Source organism: Caulobacter sp. LARHSG274 (genome assembly GCF_052871235.1).
In genome coordinates this window covers 432,442-453,592 of record NZ_JBIXJO010000002.1, presented here as the reverse complement: position 1 = coordinate 453,592, position 21,151 = coordinate 432,442, and the positions used below count along the sequence as shown (strand labels likewise).

Here is a 21,151-nt window from a genome sequence, read left to right as displayed (position 1 = left end):
TCCCCCCCCTCAGTCGACGAACGGCTTCTCGATCTCGTAGACGGCGTCTTCCAGCTTGTCGCGGAACAGCTGCTGGGCGTCCTGGACGCCTTGGTTGTAGTAGTAGGGGCCCATCTGTTCGGAGATGAAGTCGAGCAGGAAGCCGGCCTGCAGCGGGCTGGTCTCGCAGTCGAGTTCGCGGTCCAGATAGCGGGTCAGCTTGGCGAGCAGGGCGTCGCGCTTCTGCTTGTTGAACTCGATCTTCGACATGGCCGTCCCTACCCGATCGCCCCGAAGCACCAGGCCAGCACCGACTTCTGGGCGTGGATGCGGTTCTCGGCCTCGTCCCAGGCCAGGGAGCGGGGGCCGTCGAGCACGCTGTCGGTGACCTCCTCGCCGCGGTGGGCCGGCAGGCAGTGCAGGAAGACGCCGTCCGGCCTGGACAGGTCCATCAGGGCGTCGTCGACTTGGTAGGGCTCAAGCGCCGCCAGGCGCTCGTCATGGTCGGTGTCGCCCATCGACACCCAGGTGTCGGCCACCACCACGTCGGCGCCGCGCACGGCCTCGCGCGGGTCGTCGGTCATCGTCACCCGGCCCTGCAGGTCGGCGGCGCGGGCCAGGTCGACCAGGTCGGGGTGGTAGACGGCCGGGCAGGCGATCTTCAGCGAAAAGCCCAGCAGCGGGGCGGCGTGGATGAAGCTGGAGCAGACATTGTTGCCGTCGCCGACCCAGGCGATGGTCTTGCCGCCGACGTCGCCGCGGTGCTCCTCGATGGTCAGCAGGTCGGCCATGATCTGGCACGGATGGCTCTTGTCGGTCAGGCCGTTGATTACCGGCACGGTCGAGACCTGGGCGAAGCGCTCGACGTCGGCGTGGCTGTTGGCGCGGATCATCACCGCGTCGACCATCCGCGACAGCACCCGGGCGGTGTCCTCGATGGTCTCGCCGCGGCCCAGCTGCATGTCGGCCGAGGTCGAGATGATCCCCGACCCGCCCAACTGGCGGATCGCCGCATCGAACGAGAAGCGGGTGCGGGTCGAGTTCTTCTGGAAGATCATCGCCAGCACCCGGTCGGCGGCCGGGGCGTCGGCGTCGACGCGGCCCTTGGGCCAGCCGGCGCGGGCGGCCTTGCGGGCCTTGGCGTCCTCGAGCAGGACCCGCAGGGTGGGGCCGTCGAGCTTCCACAGATCGATGAAGTGTCTGGGCTGGGTCATCTTATGTTCCCCCTACCCCGCTCACCCCGGCGAAGGCCGGGGCCCAGATTCATCCTGGAAAGAAGCGGGCTTGATCTGGGTCCCGGCCTTCGCCGAGATGAGCGGAATAAAGAAATCAGGCGGCGGCTTTGGCGCGGGCGGCCTCGCAGGCCTTCTCGAACTTGGCGATCGCCTCGCTGGCTTCCGCGATCGTCAGGTTCAGCGGCGGCAGCAGGCGCACGCAGTTGTCGCCGCCGCCGGCCACCAGCAGCTTCTGGTCGCGGGCCAGGACCATGAACTCGCGGTTGTTGGGGATCAGCTTGACGCCGATCAGCAGGCCCTTGCCGCGGATGTCGACGATGACGTCCGGAAAGCGGTCCTTCAGCCCGTTCAGCTGCTGGGTGAAGTAGCCGGCCACCTGCTTGACGTTGTCGAGGATCTCCGGGGTGTTGATGGCGTCGAACGCCGCCTGGCCCACGGCCATGGCCAGGGGATTGCCGCCATAGGTCGAGCCGTGGACGCCCACGGTCATGCCCTTGGCCGCCTCGGTGGTCGCCAGGCAGGCGCCGACCGGGAAGCCGCCGCCCAGGGCCTTGGCCACGCACATGATGTCGGGGGCGGCGTCGCCCGCCCACTCGTAGGCGAACAGCTTGCCGGTCCGGCCCATGCCGCACTGGACCTCGTCATAGATCAGCAGCACGCCGGCCTCGCGGGTCATGGCCCGCAGTTCGTCGAGCTGGGCTTCGGTCAGGGCGCGCGCCCCGCCCTCGCCCTGCACCGGCTCGATGATCACCGCCGCCGTGGTCTCGTTGATCGCCGCCTTCAAGGCCGCGAGGTCGCCGAACGGCAGCTGGCTGTAGCCCGGCAGGCGCGGACCGAAGCCGTCCAGATAGCCGGGGTTGCCCGAGGCGTTGACGGCGGCGTAGGAGCGGCCGTGGAACGAACCCTCGAAGCCGACGATGTCGACCCGCTCGGCGTGGCCGTCGACGACATGATAGCGCCGCGCCGCCTTCAGGGCGCACTCGATCGCCTCGGTGCCCGAATTGGTGAAGAACGCCACGTCGGCGAAGGTGTTGGCGCACAGCTTGTCAGCCAGCGCCTCCTGTTCGGGGATCCGGTAGATGTTGGAGACGTGCCAGAGCTTCTCGCCCTGGGTCTTCAGCGCCTCGACCAGGGCCGGGTGGGCGTGGCCCAGGCCGTCGGTGGCGATGCCGGCCACGCAGTCCAGGTACTCCTCGCCGTCGGTCGAGAACAGGCGCGCGCCTCGGCCGCGCTCGAACGCCAGCGGAGCGCGGTTGTAGACGCCCATGATGTGCTGTTGCGAGGGGCTAGACGACGTCGGACTGCTCAAGACGGCCTCCCAAAAAGGCAAGAAGCCCCCGCGCTGGAGGCGCGGGGACCGGAAGGCCCAGGGTTGTCGCCGTGTAACCTGGCGCTGTCAACAAACCGGCGGCGAAATTCGGGCGCCAGGGGGCGACGAACTAGCTCTTCAGCCGATAGCCGCTGCGGAACAGCGCCCAGCACCACAGGAACAGGCCGATCGACAGGGCGGCCGTGACCGTCGCGCCGATGGCGATCGAGCCGTCGGCATGGCCGATGAAGCCGTAGCGGAAGCCGTCGATCAGGTAGAAGAACGGGTTGAAGTGGCTGGCCGAGCGGAACGGCTCGGGCAGCTTGTCGACCAGGTAGAAGGTGCCCGACAGGAAGGTCATCGGCATGATGACGAAATTGGTCACCGCCGCCAGCTGGTCGAACTTCTCGGCCCACAGCCCGGCCAGCACCCCGGCCAGGCCGAGGATGAAGGCCGCGCCGATCGCGAAATAGAAGATCGCCCACGGGTGCGAGACCTGCAGGCCCGCGCCCGGCAGCAGGCCGATGACCAGGGCGGTGACCGCCCCGACCACGACGCCGCGGGTCGCCGCTCCCAGGCCGAACGCCGCCACCTGCTCCAGCGGCGACAGCGGCGGGGTCAGGAAGTCCGGCGTCAGCCCCATCATCTTGGCCTGGATCAGCGACGAGGAGGCGTTGGCGAAGGCGTTGTTGAGGATGGCCATCATGATCAGGCCCGGGGCGACGAAATGGCCGAAGGTCACGCCGCCGACCGCCGGCCGGCTGCCGCCCACCGCCACCACGAACACCAGCATGTAGAGCAGCGTCGTGACCACCGGCGCGGCCACCGTCTGGGTGCCCACCTTCCAGAAGCGGCGGATCTCGCGCTGATAGAGAGTGAAGAAGCCGCTCCAGTTCCAGCCGTGGTAGTCGCGCGGCTGCGGGGGGATGACGGCGCTGATGGTGTCTTTCATGGGGCCCAGGGTCCTAACGACGCCCTCGCCATGTGCGCCCGGCGCCGCCGCGGCGCAAGCGCCCTGCCGGCAGAATCAATATCTAGTTCCTGTGGACAGACAGCCTGGCGCCTATTGTGTGTTTTAACGTATTCTTTACACTATGTGGTAGGCCAACCGCCGGCGGGGCGGTTCGTACACTAGATGTAGGGTCTATGGCGAGTCTGGGGTGACGCGCCATGGCTCTTTTCACAGGCGGAGATGGGTCATGAGCTGGACTGACGAACGGGTCACCACCTTGAAGAAGCTCTGGCTGGACGGTCTGTCCGCCAGCCAGATCGCCAAACAGCTGGGCGGCGTGACGCGCAACGCCGTGATCGGCAAGGTCCACCGGCTGGGCCTGTCGGGCCGCGCCGCGCCCTCGCAGCCCGCGCGCCCGGCCTTCAAGGCCCCGCGCCCGGCCCGTCCGGCCGCCACCGCCATGCCCTCGGCCCCGCGCCGGGTGATCGCCGCCGAGCCCAGCGCCCTGCCGGCCGTCGCCGCCCAACCCTCGGTCCCGGCCTTCCGCGCCGAGGAGCCGGGTTCGGCCACCGTGCTGACCCTGGGCGCCCACATGTGCAAGTGGCCGATCGGCGATCCCTCGGCCGACGGCTTCACCTTCTGCGGCCGCCGCTCGTCGGACGGCCCCTACTGCAACGAACACGCCCGGGTCGCCTACCAGCCCCAGCAGACCAAGAAGAAATCGGGCCCGACCGAACTGGCGCGCTCGCTGCGCCGGTATATCTAGCTTCGCGGCGATCGTTCCGACCAACGCGATCCCGGACGGCCGAGAGGCTGTCCGGGATTTGGTGTGTCTGGGGGCTGGTCACACTCCCTTCCCCTTGATGGGGGAAGGGCCGGGGATGGGGGTGACTGCTGAGCCGGTGGCGCAAAGAACGCTACGCGTTCACCCCCATCCGACCTGCTTCGCAGGCCACCTTCCCCCATCAAGGGGGAAGGAGTCCGAGTCGAGTCACGCCCAGGTTGACAGGGCCGCACTGGAGCTTCGAGGATGCCGCCGCGCCGCGGGGCGCGCAGGGGGAGCACCAATATGACGTCCTGGCGCGACATCAGCGTTCCCGAGCGATCCACGACGATCACCGGCTCGCGGGGCAAGAGCCTGCTTTCCCTGGCCGTCAGCCTGGGTTTCGTGGCGATCGGTGTCTTCCTGTTCCGCGACCCCCGCCAGATGACGATCGCCTGGCTCTGCACCGGGTTTTTCGGCCTGGGCGCGGCGATGTTCGCCTGGCTGCTGGTTCACCCCCACACCCTGGTCCTGGACGAGCGCGGCTTCACGCTGAGCGGCGGTCTGGTTCGCGCCCCGAAGACGACGTCCTGGCGCGATGTCGAGGGCTTCTTCACCTACCGGCTGCCCAGGGGCGGCAAGATGGTCGGCTACAATTTCGCGCCCGGCGTCCGGAAGGACACGGTGATGGCCAAGATCGTTCGCGGCCTCGCCGCCGACCGCGTCCTGCCCAAGGGCTGGCCCCAGTCGCCCGACAAGATGGCCGAGACCCTCAATGCCTATCGCGCCCAGGCCCTGGCTGCGAGGCGCTGAGCGGTGGAGCGCTCCCTTCCCCCTTGATGGGGGAAGGGCCGGGGATGGGGGTGACTGCTGAGACGGCGGCGAGAAGAACGCTGCGCGTTCACCCCCATCCGACCGCTTCGCGGCCATCTTCCCCCATCAAGGGGGAAGGAGACTTCGGGGGACCGCCGTCGCCCATTTCCCCCTCCCCCGCATCCGTCCTATCTAGTCCCCCATGACCGACGCCGACCTCGATTCCAACGCGCCGGCCTATTCCGTCTCGGAACTGGCCTTCGCCCTGAAGCGTACGCTGGAGGACCGCTACAGCTTCGTGCGGCTGCGCGGCGAGCTCAGCAAGGTCACCCACCACGGCAACGGCCATGTCTACCTGACCATCAAGGACGACAAGGCCGCGATCGACGGCGTGGTCTGGAAGGGCAATGTGCGCCAACTAGGGATCCGGCCCGAGCACGGGCTGGAGGTGATCGTCACCGGCAAGATCACCACCTATCCAGCCGGCTCGCGCTACCAGATCGTCATCGAGACCATGGAGGCGGCCGGGGTCGGGGCGCTCTTGGCGCAGCTTGAGCGCCTGAAGGCCAAGCTGAATGCCGAGGGCCTGTTCGCCGCCGACCGCAAGCGCCCCCTGCCCTCGATGCCGGCCGTGGTCGGGGTGATCACCAGCCCGACCGGGGCGGTGATCCGCGACATCCTGCACCGCATCCGCGACCGCTGGCCCTGCCAGGTGCTGGTCTGGCCGGTGGTGGTGCAAGGCGACGCCGCCGCCGGCCAGGTCTGCGCGGCGATCCGCGGCTTCAACGCCATCGTCCCGGGCGGGCCCGTGCCGCGGCCCGACATCCTGATCGTCGCCCGCGGCGGCGGCTCGGTCGAGGACCTGTGGGCCTTCAATGACGAGACCCTGGCCCGCACCGTGGCCGAGGGGACCATCCCGCTGATCTCGGCGGTCGGCCACGAGACCGACACCACCCTGATCGACTTCGTCTCCGACCGCCGCGCCCCCACCCCGACCGCCGCCGCCGAGATGGCCACGCCGGTGCTCAGCGAGCTGAAGGCCCTGGTCGCCGACTATGACCGCCGCCTGAGCAACTGCGGCGGCCGGGCGATCGAGGAGCGCCGCACCCGCTTGGTCAGCGCCGCGCGCGGCCTGCCCCGCCCCGCCGACCTGTTGGCCCTGGCCCAGCAGCGGCTGGACCTGGCGGTGCGCGGCCTGCCGCGGCTGGACGACCTGACCGCCCCGGCCCAGCGCCGCTTCGACCAGGTCGCCGCCCGTCTCGACGCGGCCCTGCAGCGCAACACCGACATCCACGCCCGCGACCTGCTGAAGGTCACCGCCCGGCTGTCGCCCGACACCCTGCACCGCCAGCGGGTCGAGGCCGGCCGGCGGACCGTCGACCTCGGCCGCCGCCTGGACCTGGCCGCCCGCCGCGCGCCCGAGCGCATCGCCCAGCACGCCCGCCTGCCGGCCCTGCAGGATCGCCTCAACGCCTGCGCCCATCGCCGCCTGGAGCGCGAGGCCGACCGCCTGGCCGGGCTGGAAAAGCTGCGGCAGTCGCTCAATCCCGAACGGCCGCTGGAGCTGGGCTTCGCCCTGGTGCGTAAGGTCGACGGGACCCTGGCCCGCTCGGCCGCCGAACTGGCCGGCGGCGAGCGGGTGAACCTGAAGTTCAAGCATGGCGACCGCGACGCGGTGATCGACGGCCAGGGCGCCGAGCCGGCCCCGCCGCCCGCGCCGCCGCGTCCGGCCCCGAAGCCCAAGGCCCCGCCCCCGCCCTCCGGCCAAGGCAGCCTGTTCTGACTTCGGAGCGGGCCACAACGAAAAACGGCGGGCCCTCGCGAGCCCGCCGTTCGTCTTTTTGCTTCCGTGAACCGCCGGAATCCAAGGTGGATCGACGTTTAGCTCTGGGGCTCGAAAACCTCGTCCTTCGACAAGCTCAGGATGAGGTTTTCTACTGCCTGGGCCTATAAATGGTCCTCATCCTGAGCTTGTCGAAGGACGAGGACCACGCATGACCCTTGAAGGTCTATCTGCCTAGTTCTTGGCGACGTCGACCAGCTTGTTCTTGGCGATCCAGGGCATCATGGCGCGCAGGCGGCCGCCGACTTCCTCGATCTGGTGCTCGCCGGCCCGGCGGCGGGTGGCCTTGAACGAAGGCTGGCCGACCTGGTTTTCCAGCATGAAGTCGCGGACGAACTTGCCCGACTGGATGTCTTCCAGCACCCGCTTCATCTCGGCCTTGGTCTCGGCGGTGACGATGCGCGGGCCGGTGACATATTCGCCGTACTCGGCGGTGTTGCTGATCGAGTAGTTCATGTTGGCGATGCCGCCTTCATAGATCAGGTCGACGATCAGCTTCAGCTCGTGCAGGCACTCGAAATAGGCCATTTCCGGCGCATAGCCGGCTTCCACCAGCACTTCGAAGCCGGCGCGGATCAGCTCGACCGTGCCGCCGCAGAGGACGGCCTGCTCGCCGAACAGGTCGGTCTCGCACTCTTCGCGGAAGTTGGTCTCGATGATGCCCGAGCGGCCGCCGCCGATGGCGCTGGCATAGGCCAGGCCCAGGTCCAGGGCGTTGCCGGTGGCGTTGTGGTGCACCGCGATCAGGCAGGGCACGCCGCCGCCCTTCTGGTACTCGCCGCGCACGGTGTGGCCGGGGCCCTTGGGCGCGACCATCAGCACGTCGATGGTGTCCTTGGGCTCGATCAGGCCGAAGTGGACGTTCAGGCCGTGGGCGAACAGCAGGGCCGCGCCGTCGCGGATGTTGGGGGCGATCTCTTCGTTATAGATCGCGCGCTGGTGCTCGTCGGGGGCCAGGATCATCAGCAGGTCGGCCCAAGCGGCGGCCTCGGCGACGGTCATGACCTGCAGGCCCTCGGCCTGGGCCTTCTTGGCGGTGGCCGAACCGGCGCGCAGGGCGACGGCGACGTTCTTGGCGCCGCTGTCCCGAAGGTTCAGGGCGTGGGCGTGGCCTTGCGACCCATAGCCTACGATGGCGATCTTCCGGTCCAGGATGCGGGCGAGGTCGGCGTCGCGATCATAATAGACGCGCATGATTTGGTCTCCAGGACTGGTCAATCTGGCCGCCGCGCGCAACGGCGGGGCGACAAAGGCCGGGCGTTTGAGCGTTTTTTTGCCGTTTCGTCAAGGCGACGACGGCAAAACGCTGTGACCTTAAAGCCTCTGCGGCCACGTTTTAGACGCTGAGGCGTTTGACCGCCATGGCCCTTGTTCCGGAACCCGCCGCCGAAACGCCGATCGCGCCGCCCCGAGCGACCGAGGAACGCCCGCTGCGGGTGCTGGTGATCGCCGGCTCGCAGCGCCGGCACAACAGCTGTCCGGGCCTGGATTCCAAGGCCCGGGCCCTGATGCACCGCATGGTCGCCCGCCTGCCGCCCGAATGGCAGATCGACCACGAGGACCTCGGCAACCAGCACGGCCGGCCGAAGATCCAGGCCTGCAACGCCTGCGTCTCCTCGTCGATGGCGCTGTGCGTCTGGCCGTGCAACTGCTACGGCCCGCGCAGCCAGACCCAGCCGGACCTGATGTGGGACCTGGACCTCTACGGCCGCCTGGCCCGCGCCGACGCCTGGGCCCTGATCGGGCCGACCAACTGGTACGGGCCCAGCAGCAATTTCAAGCTGATGTTCGACCGCCTGGTCTGCGCGGCCGGCGGCAATCCGCGTCCCGACCTGATCGACAAGAAGGACACCCTGAAGGCCCAGGCCCTGGAGCGCTCGCCGCAGTGGCGGCGGCTGACCCGCAACCACCTGGAGGGCCGCACGGCGGCGTTCTTCACCTATTGCGACGGCGGCGCCAACGAACTGGGGGCGGACCGGCGGCCCAAGCTGGTCGCGCACAAGGACTGGTTCGATCCCGACCAGGAGCCCTATCCCGACGAGCGCCTGGCCTACCAGGCCCTGGTCTGGCAGTGCCGCTACAGCGGGATCGAGGTTCCCGACGCTCTGTGGGCCGTGGGGACCTTCGGCGAGGGCGTGCCCTATGCCGACGACCAGGCCGACGACATGGCCGCCGATGCGGATGGACTGGCCGGCTTCGACGCCTGGACTGAACGGTTCATCGCCCACGTGGCGCTGAAAGGGATCGTGGCGACCAAGGAAGACGAAGCGGCGGCGAAATCGACGACGAACGTCTAGCTCAGCGCCTGTCCCTCCCCTTCATGAAGGGGAGGGAAGGTTCGTTGTCACCAGAACAGGTCGTAGTAGACGCTCAACACCTGGCCGCTCCAGACGTCGACCAGGACGGCGTCGTCGCCGACCCGCACCCACTCGCAGCCGACCGGCGGCATCGGCAGGTCGTAGCGGAACCAGTCGAGATAGTAGGGCTGGCTGTACCAGCCGCCCGGCAGATAGTCGCCGAACGACCAGCGGTGGACGTAGAAGCCGCGCGGATAGCGGTAGGCCGGCACGCGGTAACGCTGCGGGGCGTTGTAGAACGGCCGGTAGCGGCGCTGGTCGTAGCGCGGACGGTCGCGGTCGCGGTCGCGCCACTGGCCGGGACTGGGGCCTCTGTAGCCGGGATTGCTGTAGCCGGGACGACGACCGTCGCGGTCCCAGCCGCCACGGTCCCAGCCGCCGCGGTCACGGTCGCGGTCGCCACGATCCCAGCCGCGATCACGGTCGCCGCGGTCACGGTCACGGTCGCGGTCGCCGCGGTTGTGGTCGTCGCGGTTCCAGTCGCGCTGGCGGCCGCCGCCGTCGCGGTTCCAGTCGCGGCGGTCGCCGTCGCGGTCGCGCGGCGCCTGGGCCTGGGGCGGGGGCGGGGCTTGCGGCGCCTCGGGGGCTGGACGGCCGCCGCCCCAGTCGGGCCGGCCGCCGCGATCGGGGCGTTCACCGCGATCAGGACGCTCGCCACGATCCGGGCGATCGCCGCGACGCCAGCCGCCACGGTCGCCGTCGTCCTGCCGGGCCTGGGGCTGCGGCTGCTGTTGCGGACGCTGTTCCGGCGCCGGGGCCGGGCGTTGTTCCTGCCGCTGACGCCAACCGCCGCCTTCGCGGGGCGGACCGCGGTCGCCGTCCTGCCGATCCTGCTGGGCCTGTCTCTGGGCGACCACCGCCCCGGCCGCCCCAGCCTGGACCGCGGTTCCGCCCAGCATCGACAGGACCATCGCTGTCGTGATCAGACGTTTCATCTCATACTCCGCAAGGCCTTGCGCCAGGCCCGGTGCTCATCCCTTGTAGACAAGCATCGGCCTTGCTCCATGAACCGCGTTTGAACGACTTGCGGAGGACCTCCATGCTCGCCAAACCTCAGGACGTCCTGGGCTTCTGGACCGCCGCCGGCCCCGACAAGTGGTTCGCCCGCTCCGACGCCTTCGACGCGGCCATCCGCCTGAAGTTCGAGCCCGTGCACATGGCCGCCGCCCGCGGCAAGTACGACGGCTGGGCCGTCGAGCCCGAGGGCGCCCTGGCCCTGGTGATCCTGCTCGACCAGTTCCCGCGCAATCTCTACCGGGACAGCGGCCACGCCTTCGCCACCGACGGCAAGGCCCGGGCGATCGCCAAAGGGGCGATCGCAGCCGGCTTCGATCGGCAGGTGGACCCGGCCCTGCGCAGCTTCTTCTACCTGCCCTACGAGCACTCCGAATCCCTGGCCGACCAGGACGCCGGCGTCGCCCTGTTCGAGGCGCTGCAGATCGAGACCGGCGACACCGAAGGCCTGAAATGGGCGCTGATGCATCGCGACATCATCGCCCGCTTCGGCCGCTTCCCGCATCGCAACCCGGCCCTGGGCCGGACCACCACGGCCGCCGAGCAGGCGTTTCTCGACGAGGGCGGTTTCGCGGGATGAGAGCTCTGCTTGGCGGAACTCGCCTCGCGGTCTAGGGTGGGCTCCAAGCTTGAGGGCGAGGGGCGCATCATGAAACTGTTGTCCGGACTGGCGGCGACCACCGCCATGCTTTCCATTCTCACCCCGGGCGCGGTCCTGGCCCAGGCCAAGCCCAGCAAGGCCCAGCAGATGCAGACCCAGGCGGTGGCCGAGGTCCCGCACTGCGCCCGCAAGCTGGGCACGGTGTCGATCATGGACGGCGACGACCCCCGCGGCTGGATGCAGTACAATCTGGCCTCGCCGCAGAAGCTGCTGAAGGCCATCGTCCAGAAGTCGGGCTGCTTCAACCTGGTCGACCGCGGCGCGGGGCTGAACGCCGCCCAGATCGAGCGCAATGTCGGCGGCAATCTGGGCCTGCAGCGCGGCTCCAATGTCGGCCAGGGCCAGATCAAGGCCGCCGACTACGTGCTGGTCGCCGAGGTCCAGGCCAGCGACAGCAATTCCGGCGGCGGCGCGGTGGCCGGGGCCATCGGCGGCATGCTCGGCGGCCGGGCCGGCGGCCTGATCGGCGGCCTCAAGACCAAGAAGCTGGAAGCCAACACCGTCCTGTCCCTGACCAATGTCCGCACCACCGAGACGGTGGCCGTGCAGGACGGCTATGCGGTCAAGAACGACATCGGCTGGGGCGCGGGCGGCGCCTACGGCTTCGGCGGCGCGGTCGGCGGCGGCTATGAGAGCACCGACATCGGCCGCATCATCACCCTGGCCTTCATCAACAGCTACACCAAGCTGGTCACCGACCTGGGCCTGCTGTCGGCCGACGTCCCGGCCGCCCAGGCCGCGCCGGCCAAGACCTTCGTGGCCACGCGGGTGACCAACATGCGCGCCACGGCCGTCGCCGGCGGCAAGCTGATCCGCGCCCTCCCGGCCGGCGCCATCGTCTATCCCACCGGCCAGAAGAACGGCCTGTGGTGGGAAGTCGCCGACGAGAACGACAATGTCGGCTGGGTGCTCAACACCGGGCTGGAGCCGGCGCGGTAGGCTCCGCAAGCCTCCCGACCAAAACGCCCCGCCGGAACCCGCCGGCGGGGCGTTTTTGTGATTGGCCATCGCCTCGATTCGCGTAGGACAGTGTCGCCATGAACGCCGTCCTGCCCATCCACGCCGCCGCCCCCGCCGACCATCCCGAGCGGCAGTACCTGAACCTGCTGCAGGACATCCTCGACAACGGCGTCGAGCGCGGCGACCGCACCGGGACCGGCACCCGCGGGGTGTTCGGCCGGCAGATCCGCTTCGACCTGGCCCAGGGCTTCCCGGTCCTGACCACCAAGAAGCTGCACCTGCGCTCGATCATCGTCGAACTGCTATGGTTCCTTCGCGGCGACACCAATGTCCGCTGGCTTCAGGAGAACGGCTGCAAGATCTGGGACGAATGGGCCGACGACAACGGCGACCTCGGCCCCGTCTATGGCAAGCAGTGGCGGTCGTGGGCCGCGCCCAATGGTCAGACGATCGACCAGATCGCCAACCTCGTCGAGGGCCTGAAGACCAATCCCAACAGCCGCCGCCACATCGTCTCGGCCTGGAACCCGGCCGATGTCGAGGACATGGCCCTGCCGCCCTGCCACTGCCTGTTCCAGTTCTTCGTCGCCGATGGCAAGCTCAGCTGCCAGCTCTATCAGCGCAGCGCCGACGTCTTCCTGGGCGTGCCGTTCAACATCGCCTCCTACGCCCTGCTGACGATGATGGTCGCCAAGGTCGTCGGGCTGGAGCCGGGCGAGTTCGTCCACACCTTCGGCGACGCCCACCTCTATCTGAACCACCTGGACCAGGCCCGCGAACAGCTGACCCGCGAGCCCCTGCCCTTCCCGACCATGACGATCGCCGACAAGCCCGACCTGTTCGCCTTCGACTACGCCGACTTCCAATTGGAAGGCTACGAGGCCCACCCGCACATCAAGGCGGCGGTGGCGGTCTAGGCAAGTCGCCCACGCCGCGGCGCAACAGGTGGTGGTTCCGGCCGGAGCAGCGTAACATCGCAGCATGTCCGTGATCCTCACCGTCGGCCCCGTGGCCCGCTCGCTCAACGGCGTCATCGGCCGCGACAACGACCTGCCCTGGCGCCTGAAGTCGGACCTGGCGATCTTCAAGGCCGTCACGCTCGGCAAGCCGGTGATCATGGGCCGCAAGACCTGGGACAGCCTGCCGCGCAAGCCCCTGCCCGGCCGGATGAACATCGTGCTGTCGCGCGACGGCTCGTTCGAACCCGCCCAGGCGGTGGTCTGCGAGAGCTTCCTGGAGGCGGTGCAGATGGCCAAGGAGCAGGCGGCCGAGGACGGGGTCGACGAGGTCTGCGTGATCGGCGGCCGCGCTCTGTTCGAGACGGCCTTGCCCAAGGCCCGTCGCCTCTACCTGACCGAGGTGCAGGCGCAGGTCGAGGGCGACGTCGCCTTCCCAGCCTTCGACGAAGCGGCCTGGACCGAGGTGCGGCGCGAAGAGCACCCTGCCGGTCCCGACGACGACCATCCCTTCGTGTTTCGTGTCCTGGAGCGCCGCTGATGCGCCGATCGCTCGCCCTGCTCTGCGCCCTGGCGCTGTCGGCCTTCGCCGCCGCCCTGCCCGCCGGAGCCACGGCCAATATCGACATGGACGACAACCTGGCCCGAGCGGCGGCCACCGACGTGGTGGTGTTCAACGTCCTCAAGGTCCGGCCGATCAGCCGCGGCGAGGTCGCCACCTGCCGGGTGTTCGGCCGGGCGATCCGGGCCGAGCGCGGCGCGCGGTTCAAGCCGCGCCAGTCGGTGCGGCTGACCGTGCCCTGCGCCGACCAGGGGGCCGAGGCCTCCGACGCCACGCCCAAATGGATCGACCGCCAGGCCCTGCTGCGCTCGGCCCACGGCCGCGCCTTCCTCGGCCGCAACGGCGTGCTGATCGCCTATGAGCTCTACGACCTGAACTAAGCTTTCACCCGTCTCCCCGGCGAAGGCCGGGGTCCAGATCATAGGGCTGTGTGTTTCGGATAGGCGGCCAGTACGACGACTGAATCTGGGCCCCGGCCTTCGCCGGGGAGACGGATTGGAGAGGCCGCCGCGTTTAGTAGAGCACCCCGAGCGCCGAGCGTTCGAAGCTCTTGAGCTCGCCCGTCCGCCCTTCGCGGACCTTCACCACCCATTCGGGGTCCTGCAGCAGGGCCCGGCCGACGCCGACCAGGTCGAACTCGTCGCGTTCCAGCCGCGCCAGCAAGCCGTCCAGCGCCGCGGGCTGGCTGGACTCGCCGCCGAACGCGGCGATGAACTCGCCCGACAGGCCCACCGAGCCGACGGTGATGGTCGGGGCCCCGGTCAGCTTCTTGGCCCAGCCGGCGAAGTTGAGGTCGCTGCCGTCGAACTCCGCCTCCCAGAACCGTCGTTGCGAGCAGTGGAAGATGTCGGCCCCGGCGTCGGCCAGCGGCTGCAGCCAGGCCTCCAGCGCCTGCGGGGTCTCGGCGTTCTTGACCGCGTAATCCTGCTGCTTCCACTGCGACAGCCGGATGATCACCGGATAGTCAGGACCGACGGCGGCGCGCACGGCCTTGAGGATCTCGGCGGCGAACCGGCTGCGTTCGGCGATGGTCGGGCCGCCCAGGTGGTCGCCGCGGACATTGGTGCCGTCCCAGAAGAACTGGTCGATCAGGTAGCCGTGGGCGCCGTGCAGCTCGACGGCGTCGAAGCCCAGAGCCTTGGCGTTGCCGGCGGCGCTGGCGAAGGCGGCGATGGTGTCGGCCACGTCCTCGTCGCTCATCGGTTCGGCGAAGGGCTCGCCGCCGGCCTTGGACAGGCCCGAGGGGCTGTCGACCTTGCCCAGCACCGCCTTGCCCTTGGCCGAGCCCACATGCCACAGCTGCGGCGCGATCAGGCCGCCGGCGACGTGGACCTCGTCGACCACCTTCCTCCAGGCGGCCAGTTCCTGCTCGCCATGGAAACGCGGGATGTCGGGATCGTTCAGCGAAGCCGGCCGGGCCACGCCCGTGCCCTCGGTGATGATCAGCCCGACCTGGTTTTCGGCGCGACGGCGGTAATAGGCCGCGACCTCGTCGGTGGCGACGCCGCCGGGCGAGAACGACCGCGTCATCGGCGCCATCGCCACCCGGTTGGGCAGCTTCAGCGACTTGAATTCGAACGGTCTGAACAGGGCGTCGAGGGCCATGAAGCGCTCCAGGAGAGGGTCGTCGTCGACCGGACTATAGGAGCGGGTTTCGATTGTGGACTATGCAGAAATACTGCAACCGCCTCAGTGCTTATATCAAGCGCCTTTGAGTTCGACTCCTCACCTCCTTGCCGTCATCCCGGGCCTCGTGCCCGGGACCCATTTGTCCGCCGCAGGTGCAAGAGGGTGGCGCGCTGGCGCGCCAAGGCGCCTCACTGTCAGCTGAACCCTGGGTCCCGGGCACGAGGCCCGGGATGACGGCTGAGGTGACGGTGAAGGCGGCCGAAATCAACAGCCGCGCGCCTTATCGAGCGGAAGCCGGTTTGGAACACGGCGAAGTTTGGATCCGGCCTAGCGCCGCTCGTTCCAGCCGTAGGCCACCCAGGAATGTCCGCCCATGTGGCGGGCTTCGAGCAGGCTGGGGTCGCTGGGGGCGGAGGGGGTCGCGTGGCGGGCGCGCAGGGCGAAGGCGGCCAGGCCGAGCAGGGCCGTGGCCATGAAGCCGATGACCACCAGGGTCGCGGCGAACACCACCGCGAGGACGGCGGCGACGACGACGGCGATCGAGGTCGCCGCAGCGCCGGCGATCCGGGCCAGGCTGCGCCAGGCGACGCCGCCGGTCTTGCCGCTCTCGCCGGCTTGGGAAGTGGTGAACTTCTCCATCATCGTCCTCGTCAGGCGAGCCCCGCCCATGGAACCAAGATGGGGCGCCAGTCGTGAACGTCAACTGAACACCCGACCGATGGTTCCGTAAAATGAATTCGACGCTAACCCGCCGCGAATCCGGCCAATTCGCGTCGTTCGCGCATCACCGTGCTGAAGGCCGCATTGATCGCCGCCGACTTGGCCTCGGCCACCTCGATATATTCGATCGGCAGGCCGCGAGCCCGGGCGCGGTCGGGGTGGGCGGCCGACAGCGCGGTCTTCCAGGCCGACCGCACCACCGCGTCGTCGGCGTCGGCCGGCACGTCGAGGATGCGGTACGGGTCGTCCGGCTCGGCGCCGATGTGAGTCGCGGTCAGCCGGCGGAACGACAGCGGCGACATGCCGAACAGGTCGGCGACCCGCTCCAGATAGGTCAGCTCGTCCGAGGTCACCGCGCCGTCGGCCTTGGCGATGTGGAACAGGCCGTCGAGCACGTCCTCCAGCAGCTGCGGGCAGGTGCGGTAGCGCTTGGCCAGCCGCTTGGCGTAGCTTTCGAAGCCGTGGGTGGTCTGCCGGGCCAGGTCGTACAGGCGGTGGATGTTGCCTTCCGAGGCCGGGTCGGGATGGAAGACCTCGGCGAAGGCGGCGAACTCGTCATGATCGGCCGAGCCGTCGGCCTTGGCCAGCTTGGCGCCCAGGGCGGTGACAGCGGTCGAAAAGGCCGGGTCCTGCCCGGGCAGGCCAGGCGGACATTCCTGGCATTCCGCCATGTCCAACCGCCGCGCGGCGAGGCTTGCGATATTGCGCCAGAAGGTCATGGAGCGACGAAAGTCCAGAAGCGTGGCGGAGTGATGACGGACGAGATACGCGCGTCCCGCCAGCGGATCACGCTCCCGTTCCGGCTTCTAGCACAAAAACGCCGCCGCCCCACCCCGCGCCTGCTGCACCGCACATTGAAAGTTCGTAACCTGCGGCGCGCCGAAAATCTTCGCAGTCCGAGGGAGCGTTTCGTCCGGTTGCGCCGTTATGGTCGCGCTTGGCGGCTCCGGCGCCATGCTCTGGTCCCATTGGGGCCGGAAATGCTCTATTCGACGCGCACGACGCCCCTATCAAGAGGACCTCCGCCCGCATGGCGACCGCTCTCCTTCTCGCCCTGGCCCTGCTGGCCCAGGACGCCCCCGTCTCCACGGCGCCGACCGCTTCCGCTCCCCCGCCCCGCACGACCCCGGCCGCCACCCCGCCGACCGACGACTACGGCTATGTCGGCTGGTGCTACGGCGCCCTGGGCGGCTATGTCGAGCTCTACGACAAGGTGATGCCCGAGGTCACCCGCATCGAGAAGGCCTTCCCCGGCCCCGACGGCTTCAACGCGGCCATGAAGGAATATCCGGCCATGCGCGACCAGGCGCGCAGCGACCTGAAGGTCTATCGCGCGGCGATCGTCGCCGCCGAGAAGGCCAGCCCGCGCCCGATCGCTGAATATGGCGCCGCGGCGATCAAGAAGGGCCACTCGGTCTGGGGCGGCGCCGACCAGGTCGAAAAGGCCCGCCTGGCCCAGGTGTGGATGAGTTGGAGCCCGCCCGGCGACTGCGACAAGCGCGCCAAGGCCCTGGAGACCCGCTCCAACCTGTTCGGCCAGGCCCTGAACTACAACGTCAAGAAGGACGCGCCGCCGCCCGAGCCGGCGCCCGAACCCGCGCCTCCGGCCGAGTCCCTGCCGGTCGAGACCCCGACCGCCGAAACCTCAAGCCCGCTGCCGCTCGGCGCGGCGCAGGCCGACCAGACGCCGCCGCCCCCGGCCATGGACGCCCCTGCCCCCGCGGCGCCCGCCAAGACCTCGGGCCTGCCGCCGATCGGCGCCAAGCCGGCCGCCAAGCCCCTGGCCAAGAAGACCGCGGCCAAGCCGGCCGCCCCGATCGGGACCGTCGTCGACCCCGCCAATCCCCAGCCCTGCGCCGGCAGCCTGGTCCCCGCCAAGCGCGGCGGCAAGGACGTGCTGATCTGCAAGGCCGACTAAGAAAACCGGCTCCTTCTCCTCGGCGGGAGAAGGAGCCGCGCGATCTCTCCCGACCCTCTTCAACACCGTGCTCGACGGATCACCGTGCGGGCCCCGCCCACCCGTCGCGGCGCGCCCTGACCCGTGATAATCTCCCCCCATGAACGCGCCCGTTCGCCCCTCCCCTGACCTGCCTCGCCGGCTGTTCACCACGCAGGACGTGTTCCGCATGATCGAGGCCGGCGTGATGCAGGAGGACGAGAACGTCGAGCTGATCGAGGGGGAACTCGTGGTCATGGCCGCCAAGAAGAACGATCACGAGATCGCCAAGAGCGCCTTCAACGAATGGCTGGTGAAGGGCAAGGCCGACGACCAGCGGGTCGGCGTCGAGACCACGCTCTACCTGGCCGAACTGCTGTTCGTCGAACCCGACCTGATGCTCTATCCGCGCGCCTTCAAGCCGCAGGAGCTGTCGGGCGGCGACATCACCCTGCTGATCGAGATCAGCGACGAGAGCCTGTCGCGGGACCTGGGTTTGAAGGCCGCGACCTACGCTCATCACGGCGTGCGCGACTACTGGGTCGTGGATGTCGAGACCCGACGGGTGATCGTCCATCGCGATCCGTCGGATGAGGCCTACAGGTCGATCGAGACGTTCGAGGCCGATCGCGAAGTGGCCGCGCGGCTGGCGCCGGATCTGAGGGTCCGGCTGGGCGATCTGCTCGGCGACGCGTGACCCGGCGCGAAGCGGAACGGCTGGGCGAGGCGGTTGGGGTTTGAGAGGCCCTCACCTTCAGCGGTCCTGCCGTGTGAGATCGCGAGACCGTGGATGAAAACGCTCCCGGTCGCGACGCTCTCTCCCGCCCAAACCTAGAACGGCAGGATGTTGCGCTGGCGGCTATAGGCCAGGTAGCCGATATTGGCCCCCAGGCGCAGGCCGACGCCGGCGCGGATCGGGGCCAGGGTGATGTCGTCGGCGCGCTGGTAGTTCACGCCCAGGCCGCCGACCAGATAGGCCGTGCCCTCCACGCCCGGGAAGCGGCGGAAGATGGCGTCGGGATATTGCAGGTTATAGCACAGGGTGAAGACCCGGCTGGCGTTGCCGCCCCAGTCCCAGCCCACCGACGGTCCCTGCCAGAACACTTCCTGGGTCGGGCGTCCCTTCATGTAGAGCAGGCCGCGGCCGTAGCGCAGGCCGATGGCGATGGCGCCCGAGCCTTCCTCGCCGGCGATGTAGCCGGTCGGCTGGCCGTTGTCGCGGAAGGCCCGCTCGACCGCCGCCCCGGCGCTTTCGGCCGTCACTCCGAGGAAGTCGGAGGTGTTGCGGATCATCTCGTCGGCCGAATAGGTCTGGGCTCGCCCCGTATCGTACTGCGACCGGGGCGGCGGCTCGCCCGGGCGTTCCTGGGCGGTGCTGGCGCAGGCGCTGAGGCCGGCGGTGGCCATGCTCGACAGGATCAGCTTACGACGGTCCATGGATTGCTCTTCTCGTTCCGACAGGCGTCACTGTCGCAAGGCTTTGAGTCGGGTTTGCGGCCTTGAGCTTAACGCAGGGTTAACCATGCCCGGCCCGGGAGGATCGCGCTCGCGAAACCCCGCAAATATGCTAGACGCAGCCCCATGAGCTCGACGCCCCTTGACCGCATTCGCAACTTTTCCATCGTGGCCCACATCGACCACGGCAAGTCCACGCTGTCGGACCGCCTGATCCAGGAGACCGGCGGCCTCACCGCGCGCGAGATGACCGCCCAGGTCCTCGACAACATGGACATCGAAAAGGAGCGCGGGATCACCATCAAGGCCCAGACCGTGCGCCTGGACTACAAGGCCGACGACGGCCAGACCTATGTCCTGAACCTGATGGACACCCCCGGCCACGTCGACTTCGCCTATGAGGTCTCGCGGTCGCTGGCCGCCTGCGAGGGCTCGATCCTGGTGGTCGACGCTTCGCAGGGCGTGGAAGCCCAGACCCTGGCCAACGTCTATTCGGCCATCGACAACAACCACGAGATCGTCCCGGTCCTCAACAAGATCGACCTGCCGGCCGCCGAGCCCGAGCGGGTGCGGGCCCAGATCGAGGACCTGATCGGCCTGGACGCCAGCGACGCGGTCCTAGCCAGCGCCAAGTCGGGCGTCGGCATTCACGAGGTGCTGGAGGCCATCGTCACCCGCCTGCCGCCGCCCAAGGGCGACGAGAACGCTCCGCTCAAGGCCCTGCTGGTCGACGCCTGGTACGACGCCTATCTCGGCGTGGTGGTGCTGGTCCGGGTGATCGACGGCCGCCTGCGGGCCGGCCAGAAGATCAAGATGATGCAGCACGGCTCGACCCACCTGATCGACCGGGTCGGGGTCTTCAAGCCCAAGAACACGCCGGTCGAGAGCCTCGGCCCCGGCGAGATCGGCTTCATCACCGCCCAGATCAAGGAAGTGGCCGACGCCGCGGTCGGCGACACCATTACCGACGAGAAGAAGCCCACCGCCCAGGCCCTGCCCGGCTTCAAGGACGTCCAGCCGGTGGTGTTCTGCGGCCTGTTCCCGGTCGACGCCGCCGACTTCGAGGACCTGCGCGCCGCCGTCGGCAAGCTGCGGCTGAACGACGGCAGCTTCACCTACGAGATGGAGAGCAGCGCCGCCCTCGGCTTCGGCTTCCGCTGCGGGTTCCTCGGCTTGCTGCACCTGGAGATCATCCAGGAGCGCCTCAGCCGCGAGTTCGACCTCGACCTGATCGCGACCGCCCCCTCGGTGGTCTACAAGATCCACATGCGCGACGGCACGGAGATCGAGCTCCACAACCCAGCCGACCTGCCCGACGTGATGCAGATCGAGAGCATCAGCGAGCCCTGGATCAAGGCCACCATCTTCACCCCCGACGAATATCTGGGCGGCGTGATCAAGCTGTGCCAGGACCGCCGCGGCATGCAGCGCGAGCTCAGCTATGTCGGCAGCCGGGCCATGGTGGTCTACGACCTGCCGCTGAACGAGGTGGTGTTCGACTTCTACGACCGGCTGAAGTCGATCTCGAAGGGCTATGCGTCGTTCGACTACCAGGTCGAGGACTACCGGCCCGGCGACCTCGTGAAGATGTCGATCCTGGTCAACGCCGAGCCCGTCGACGCCCTCTCCATGCTGGTCCACCGCGACCGCGCCGAGAGCCGCGGCCGCGGCATGTGCGAGAAGATGAAGGAGCTGATCCCGCAGCACATGTTCGTCATCCCGATCCAGGCGGCGATCGGCGGCCGGATCATCGCCCGCGAGACGGTTAGAGCTTTGCGCAAGGACGTGACGGCGAAGTGCTACGGCGGCGACGCCAGCCGCAAGCGCAAGCTGCTCGACAAGCAGAAGGCCGGCAAGAAACGCATGCGCCAGTTCGGCAAGGTCGAGATCCCGCAGGAAGCCTTCATCGCGGCGCTGAAGATGGACGGGGATTGATGTGGCCGGCGCAATTTGCGCCGACGGCTGTGATCGCTTACATTTACGATCAAATGGACTGGGGTTTCTCGG

At 68.9% G+C, this 21,151-nt stretch carries 22 protein-coding genes; 12 read left to right on the top strand and 10 right to left on the bottom strand.

Annotation, left to right across the window (positions count from 1 at the left end):
* Positions 1-9: 9 nt before the first annotated feature.
* From ACIPQB_RS06440 to ACIPQB_RS06425, 4 genes are all read right to left on the bottom strand, one after another.
* A complete protein-coding gene (locus ACIPQB_RS06440) occupies positions 10-249 on the bottom strand; it encodes a DUF2164 domain-containing protein (protein WP_446484386.1) in 240 nt (79 codons plus the stop codon).
* 8 nt (positions 250-257) lie between these two features.
* Complete coding sequence (argF, locus tag ACIPQB_RS06435; RefSeq protein WP_446484385.1) at positions 258-1,193, bottom strand: ornithine carbamoyltransferase; 936 nt, start codon at positions 1,191-1,193, stop codon at positions 258-260.
* A gap of 115 nt (positions 1,194-1,308) precedes the next feature.
* On the bottom strand, positions 1,309-2,523 hold the full coding sequence (locus tag ACIPQB_RS06430) for an acetylornithine transaminase (protein ID WP_446484384.1): 1,215 nt from the start codon (positions 2,521-2,523) through the stop codon (positions 1,309-1,311).
* Between the two features lie 130 nt (positions 2,524-2,653).
* On the bottom strand, positions 2,654-3,475 hold the full coding sequence (locus tag ACIPQB_RS06425; RefSeq protein WP_446484383.1) for an ABC transporter permease: 822 nt from the start codon (positions 3,473-3,475) through the stop codon (positions 2,654-2,656).
* A 247-nt stretch (positions 3,476-3,722) separates the two neighbouring features.
* On the opposite strand from ACIPQB_RS06425, the gene gcrA reads away from it, so the two are divergent.
* The 3 genes from gcrA to xseA all read left to right on the top strand — a co-directional run bounded on the left by gcrA (position 3,723) and on the right by xseA (position 6,834).
* A complete protein-coding gene (gene gcrA / locus ACIPQB_RS06420) occupies positions 3,723-4,241 on the top strand; it encodes a cell cycle sigma 70 cofactor GcrA (RefSeq protein WP_446484382.1) in 519 nt (172 codons plus the stop codon).
* A gap of 303 nt (positions 4,242-4,544) precedes the next feature.
* Positions 4,545-5,051 carry a hypothetical protein gene (locus tag ACIPQB_RS06415; protein WP_446484381.1) on the top strand — a complete coding sequence of 169 codons (507 nt, stop codon included), beginning with the start codon at positions 4,545-4,547 and terminating at the stop codon, positions 5,049-5,051.
* A gap of 202 nt (positions 5,052-5,253) precedes the next feature.
* Positions 5,254-6,834 (top strand): exodeoxyribonuclease VII large subunit, encoded by a 1,581-nt coding sequence (gene xseA, locus ACIPQB_RS06410; RefSeq protein ID WP_446484380.1) that lies wholly within the window; start codon positions 5,254-5,256, stop codon positions 6,832-6,834.
* A gap of 234 nt (positions 6,835-7,068) precedes the next feature.
* Here the strand turns inward: xseA and ilvC are convergent, their stop codons facing one another.
* Positions 7,069-8,088 carry a ketol-acid reductoisomerase gene (ilvC, locus tag ACIPQB_RS06405; protein WP_446484379.1) on the bottom strand — a complete coding sequence of 340 codons (1,020 nt, stop codon included), beginning with the start codon at positions 8,086-8,088 and terminating at the stop codon, positions 7,069-7,071.
* 167 nt (positions 8,089-8,255) lie between these two features.
* Between ilvC and ACIPQB_RS06400 the strand changes: the two genes are divergently transcribed.
* Complete coding sequence (locus ACIPQB_RS06400; protein ID WP_446484378.1) at positions 8,256-9,191, top strand: NAD(P)H-dependent oxidoreductase; 936 nt, start codon at positions 8,256-8,258, stop codon at positions 9,189-9,191.
* A 47-nt stretch (positions 9,192-9,238) separates the two neighbouring features.
* Here the strand turns inward: ACIPQB_RS06400 and ACIPQB_RS06395 are convergent, their stop codons facing one another.
* Positions 9,239-10,186, bottom strand: coding sequence for an RcnB family protein (locus tag ACIPQB_RS06395; RefSeq protein WP_446484377.1), 948 nt, complete (start codon positions 10,184-10,186; stop codon positions 9,239-9,241).
* A 104-nt stretch (positions 10,187-10,290) separates the two neighbouring features.
* On the opposite strand from ACIPQB_RS06395, the gene ACIPQB_RS06390 reads away from it, so the two are divergent.
* From ACIPQB_RS06390 to ACIPQB_RS06370, 5 genes are all read left to right on the top strand, one after another.
* Positions 10,291-10,845, top strand: a complete 555-nt coding sequence (locus tag ACIPQB_RS06390) for a DUF924 family protein (protein ID WP_446484376.1) — start codon at positions 10,291-10,293, stop codon at positions 10,843-10,845.
* A 69-nt stretch (positions 10,846-10,914) separates the two neighbouring features.
* Positions 10,915-11,865 (top strand): SH3 domain-containing protein, encoded by a 951-nt coding sequence (locus tag ACIPQB_RS06385; protein ID WP_446484375.1) that lies wholly within the window; start codon positions 10,915-10,917, stop codon positions 11,863-11,865.
* 98 nt (positions 11,866-11,963) lie between these two features.
* Positions 11,964-12,803, top strand: coding sequence for a thymidylate synthase (locus tag ACIPQB_RS06380; RefSeq protein WP_446484374.1), 840 nt, complete (start codon positions 11,964-11,966; stop codon positions 12,801-12,803).
* Between the two features lie 64 nt (positions 12,804-12,867).
* Entirely contained in the window at positions 12,868-13,383 is a 516-nt protein-coding gene (locus ACIPQB_RS06375) for a dihydrofolate reductase (protein ID WP_446484373.1), read from the top strand.
* On the top strand, positions 13,383-13,784 hold the full coding sequence (locus tag ACIPQB_RS06370; RefSeq protein WP_446484372.1) for a hypothetical protein: 402 nt from the start codon (positions 13,383-13,385) through the stop codon (positions 13,782-13,784). The genes ACIPQB_RS06375 and ACIPQB_RS06370 overlap by 1 nt, the downstream gene beginning before the upstream one ends.
* 133 nt (positions 13,785-13,917) lie before the next feature.
* Here ACIPQB_RS06370 and ACIPQB_RS06365 read toward each other — a convergent pair whose 3' ends face one another.
* From ACIPQB_RS06365 to ACIPQB_RS06355, 3 genes are all read right to left on the bottom strand, one after another.
* Complete coding sequence (locus ACIPQB_RS06365; protein ID WP_446484371.1) at positions 13,918-15,009, bottom strand: NADH:flavin oxidoreductase; 1,092 nt, start codon at positions 15,007-15,009, stop codon at positions 13,918-13,920.
* Positions 15,010-15,360: 351 nt separating this feature from the next.
* Positions 15,361-15,672, bottom strand: a complete 312-nt coding sequence (locus ACIPQB_RS06360; RefSeq protein WP_446484370.1) for a hypothetical protein — start codon at positions 15,670-15,672, stop codon at positions 15,361-15,363.
* A gap of 104 nt (positions 15,673-15,776) precedes the next feature.
* Positions 15,777-16,472 (bottom strand): TerB family tellurite resistance protein, encoded by a 696-nt coding sequence (locus ACIPQB_RS06355; RefSeq protein WP_446484369.1) that lies wholly within the window; start codon positions 16,470-16,472, stop codon positions 15,777-15,779.
* 311 nt (positions 16,473-16,783) lie between these two features.
* Here ACIPQB_RS06355 and ACIPQB_RS06350 point away from each other — a divergent pair, with 311 nt between their 5' ends.
* Both ACIPQB_RS06350 and ACIPQB_RS06345 read left to right on the top strand, forming a co-directional pair.
* Positions 16,784-17,671 carry a hypothetical protein gene (locus tag ACIPQB_RS06350; RefSeq protein ID WP_446484368.1) on the top strand — a complete coding sequence of 296 codons (888 nt, stop codon included), beginning with the start codon at positions 16,784-16,786 and terminating at the stop codon, positions 17,669-17,671.
* A 139-nt stretch (positions 17,672-17,810) separates the two neighbouring features.
* Entirely contained in the window at positions 17,811-18,386 is a 576-nt protein-coding gene (locus tag ACIPQB_RS06345) for a Uma2 family endonuclease (RefSeq protein WP_446484367.1), read from the top strand.
* 134 nt (positions 18,387-18,520) lie between these two features.
* On the opposite strand, the gene ACIPQB_RS06340 is transcribed toward ACIPQB_RS06345, so the two are convergent.
* On the bottom strand, positions 18,521-19,126 hold the full coding sequence (locus ACIPQB_RS06340; RefSeq protein ID WP_446484366.1) for a DUF1134 domain-containing protein: 606 nt from the start codon (positions 19,124-19,126) through the stop codon (positions 18,521-18,523).
* Positions 19,127-19,270: 144 nt separating this feature from the next.
* On the opposite strand from ACIPQB_RS06340, the gene lepA reads away from it, so the two are divergent.
* Positions 19,271-21,079 (top strand): translation elongation factor 4, encoded by a 1,809-nt coding sequence (lepA, locus tag ACIPQB_RS06335; protein WP_446484365.1) that lies wholly within the window; start codon positions 19,271-19,273, stop codon positions 21,077-21,079.
* Positions 21,080-21,151 lie beyond the last annotated feature (72 nt).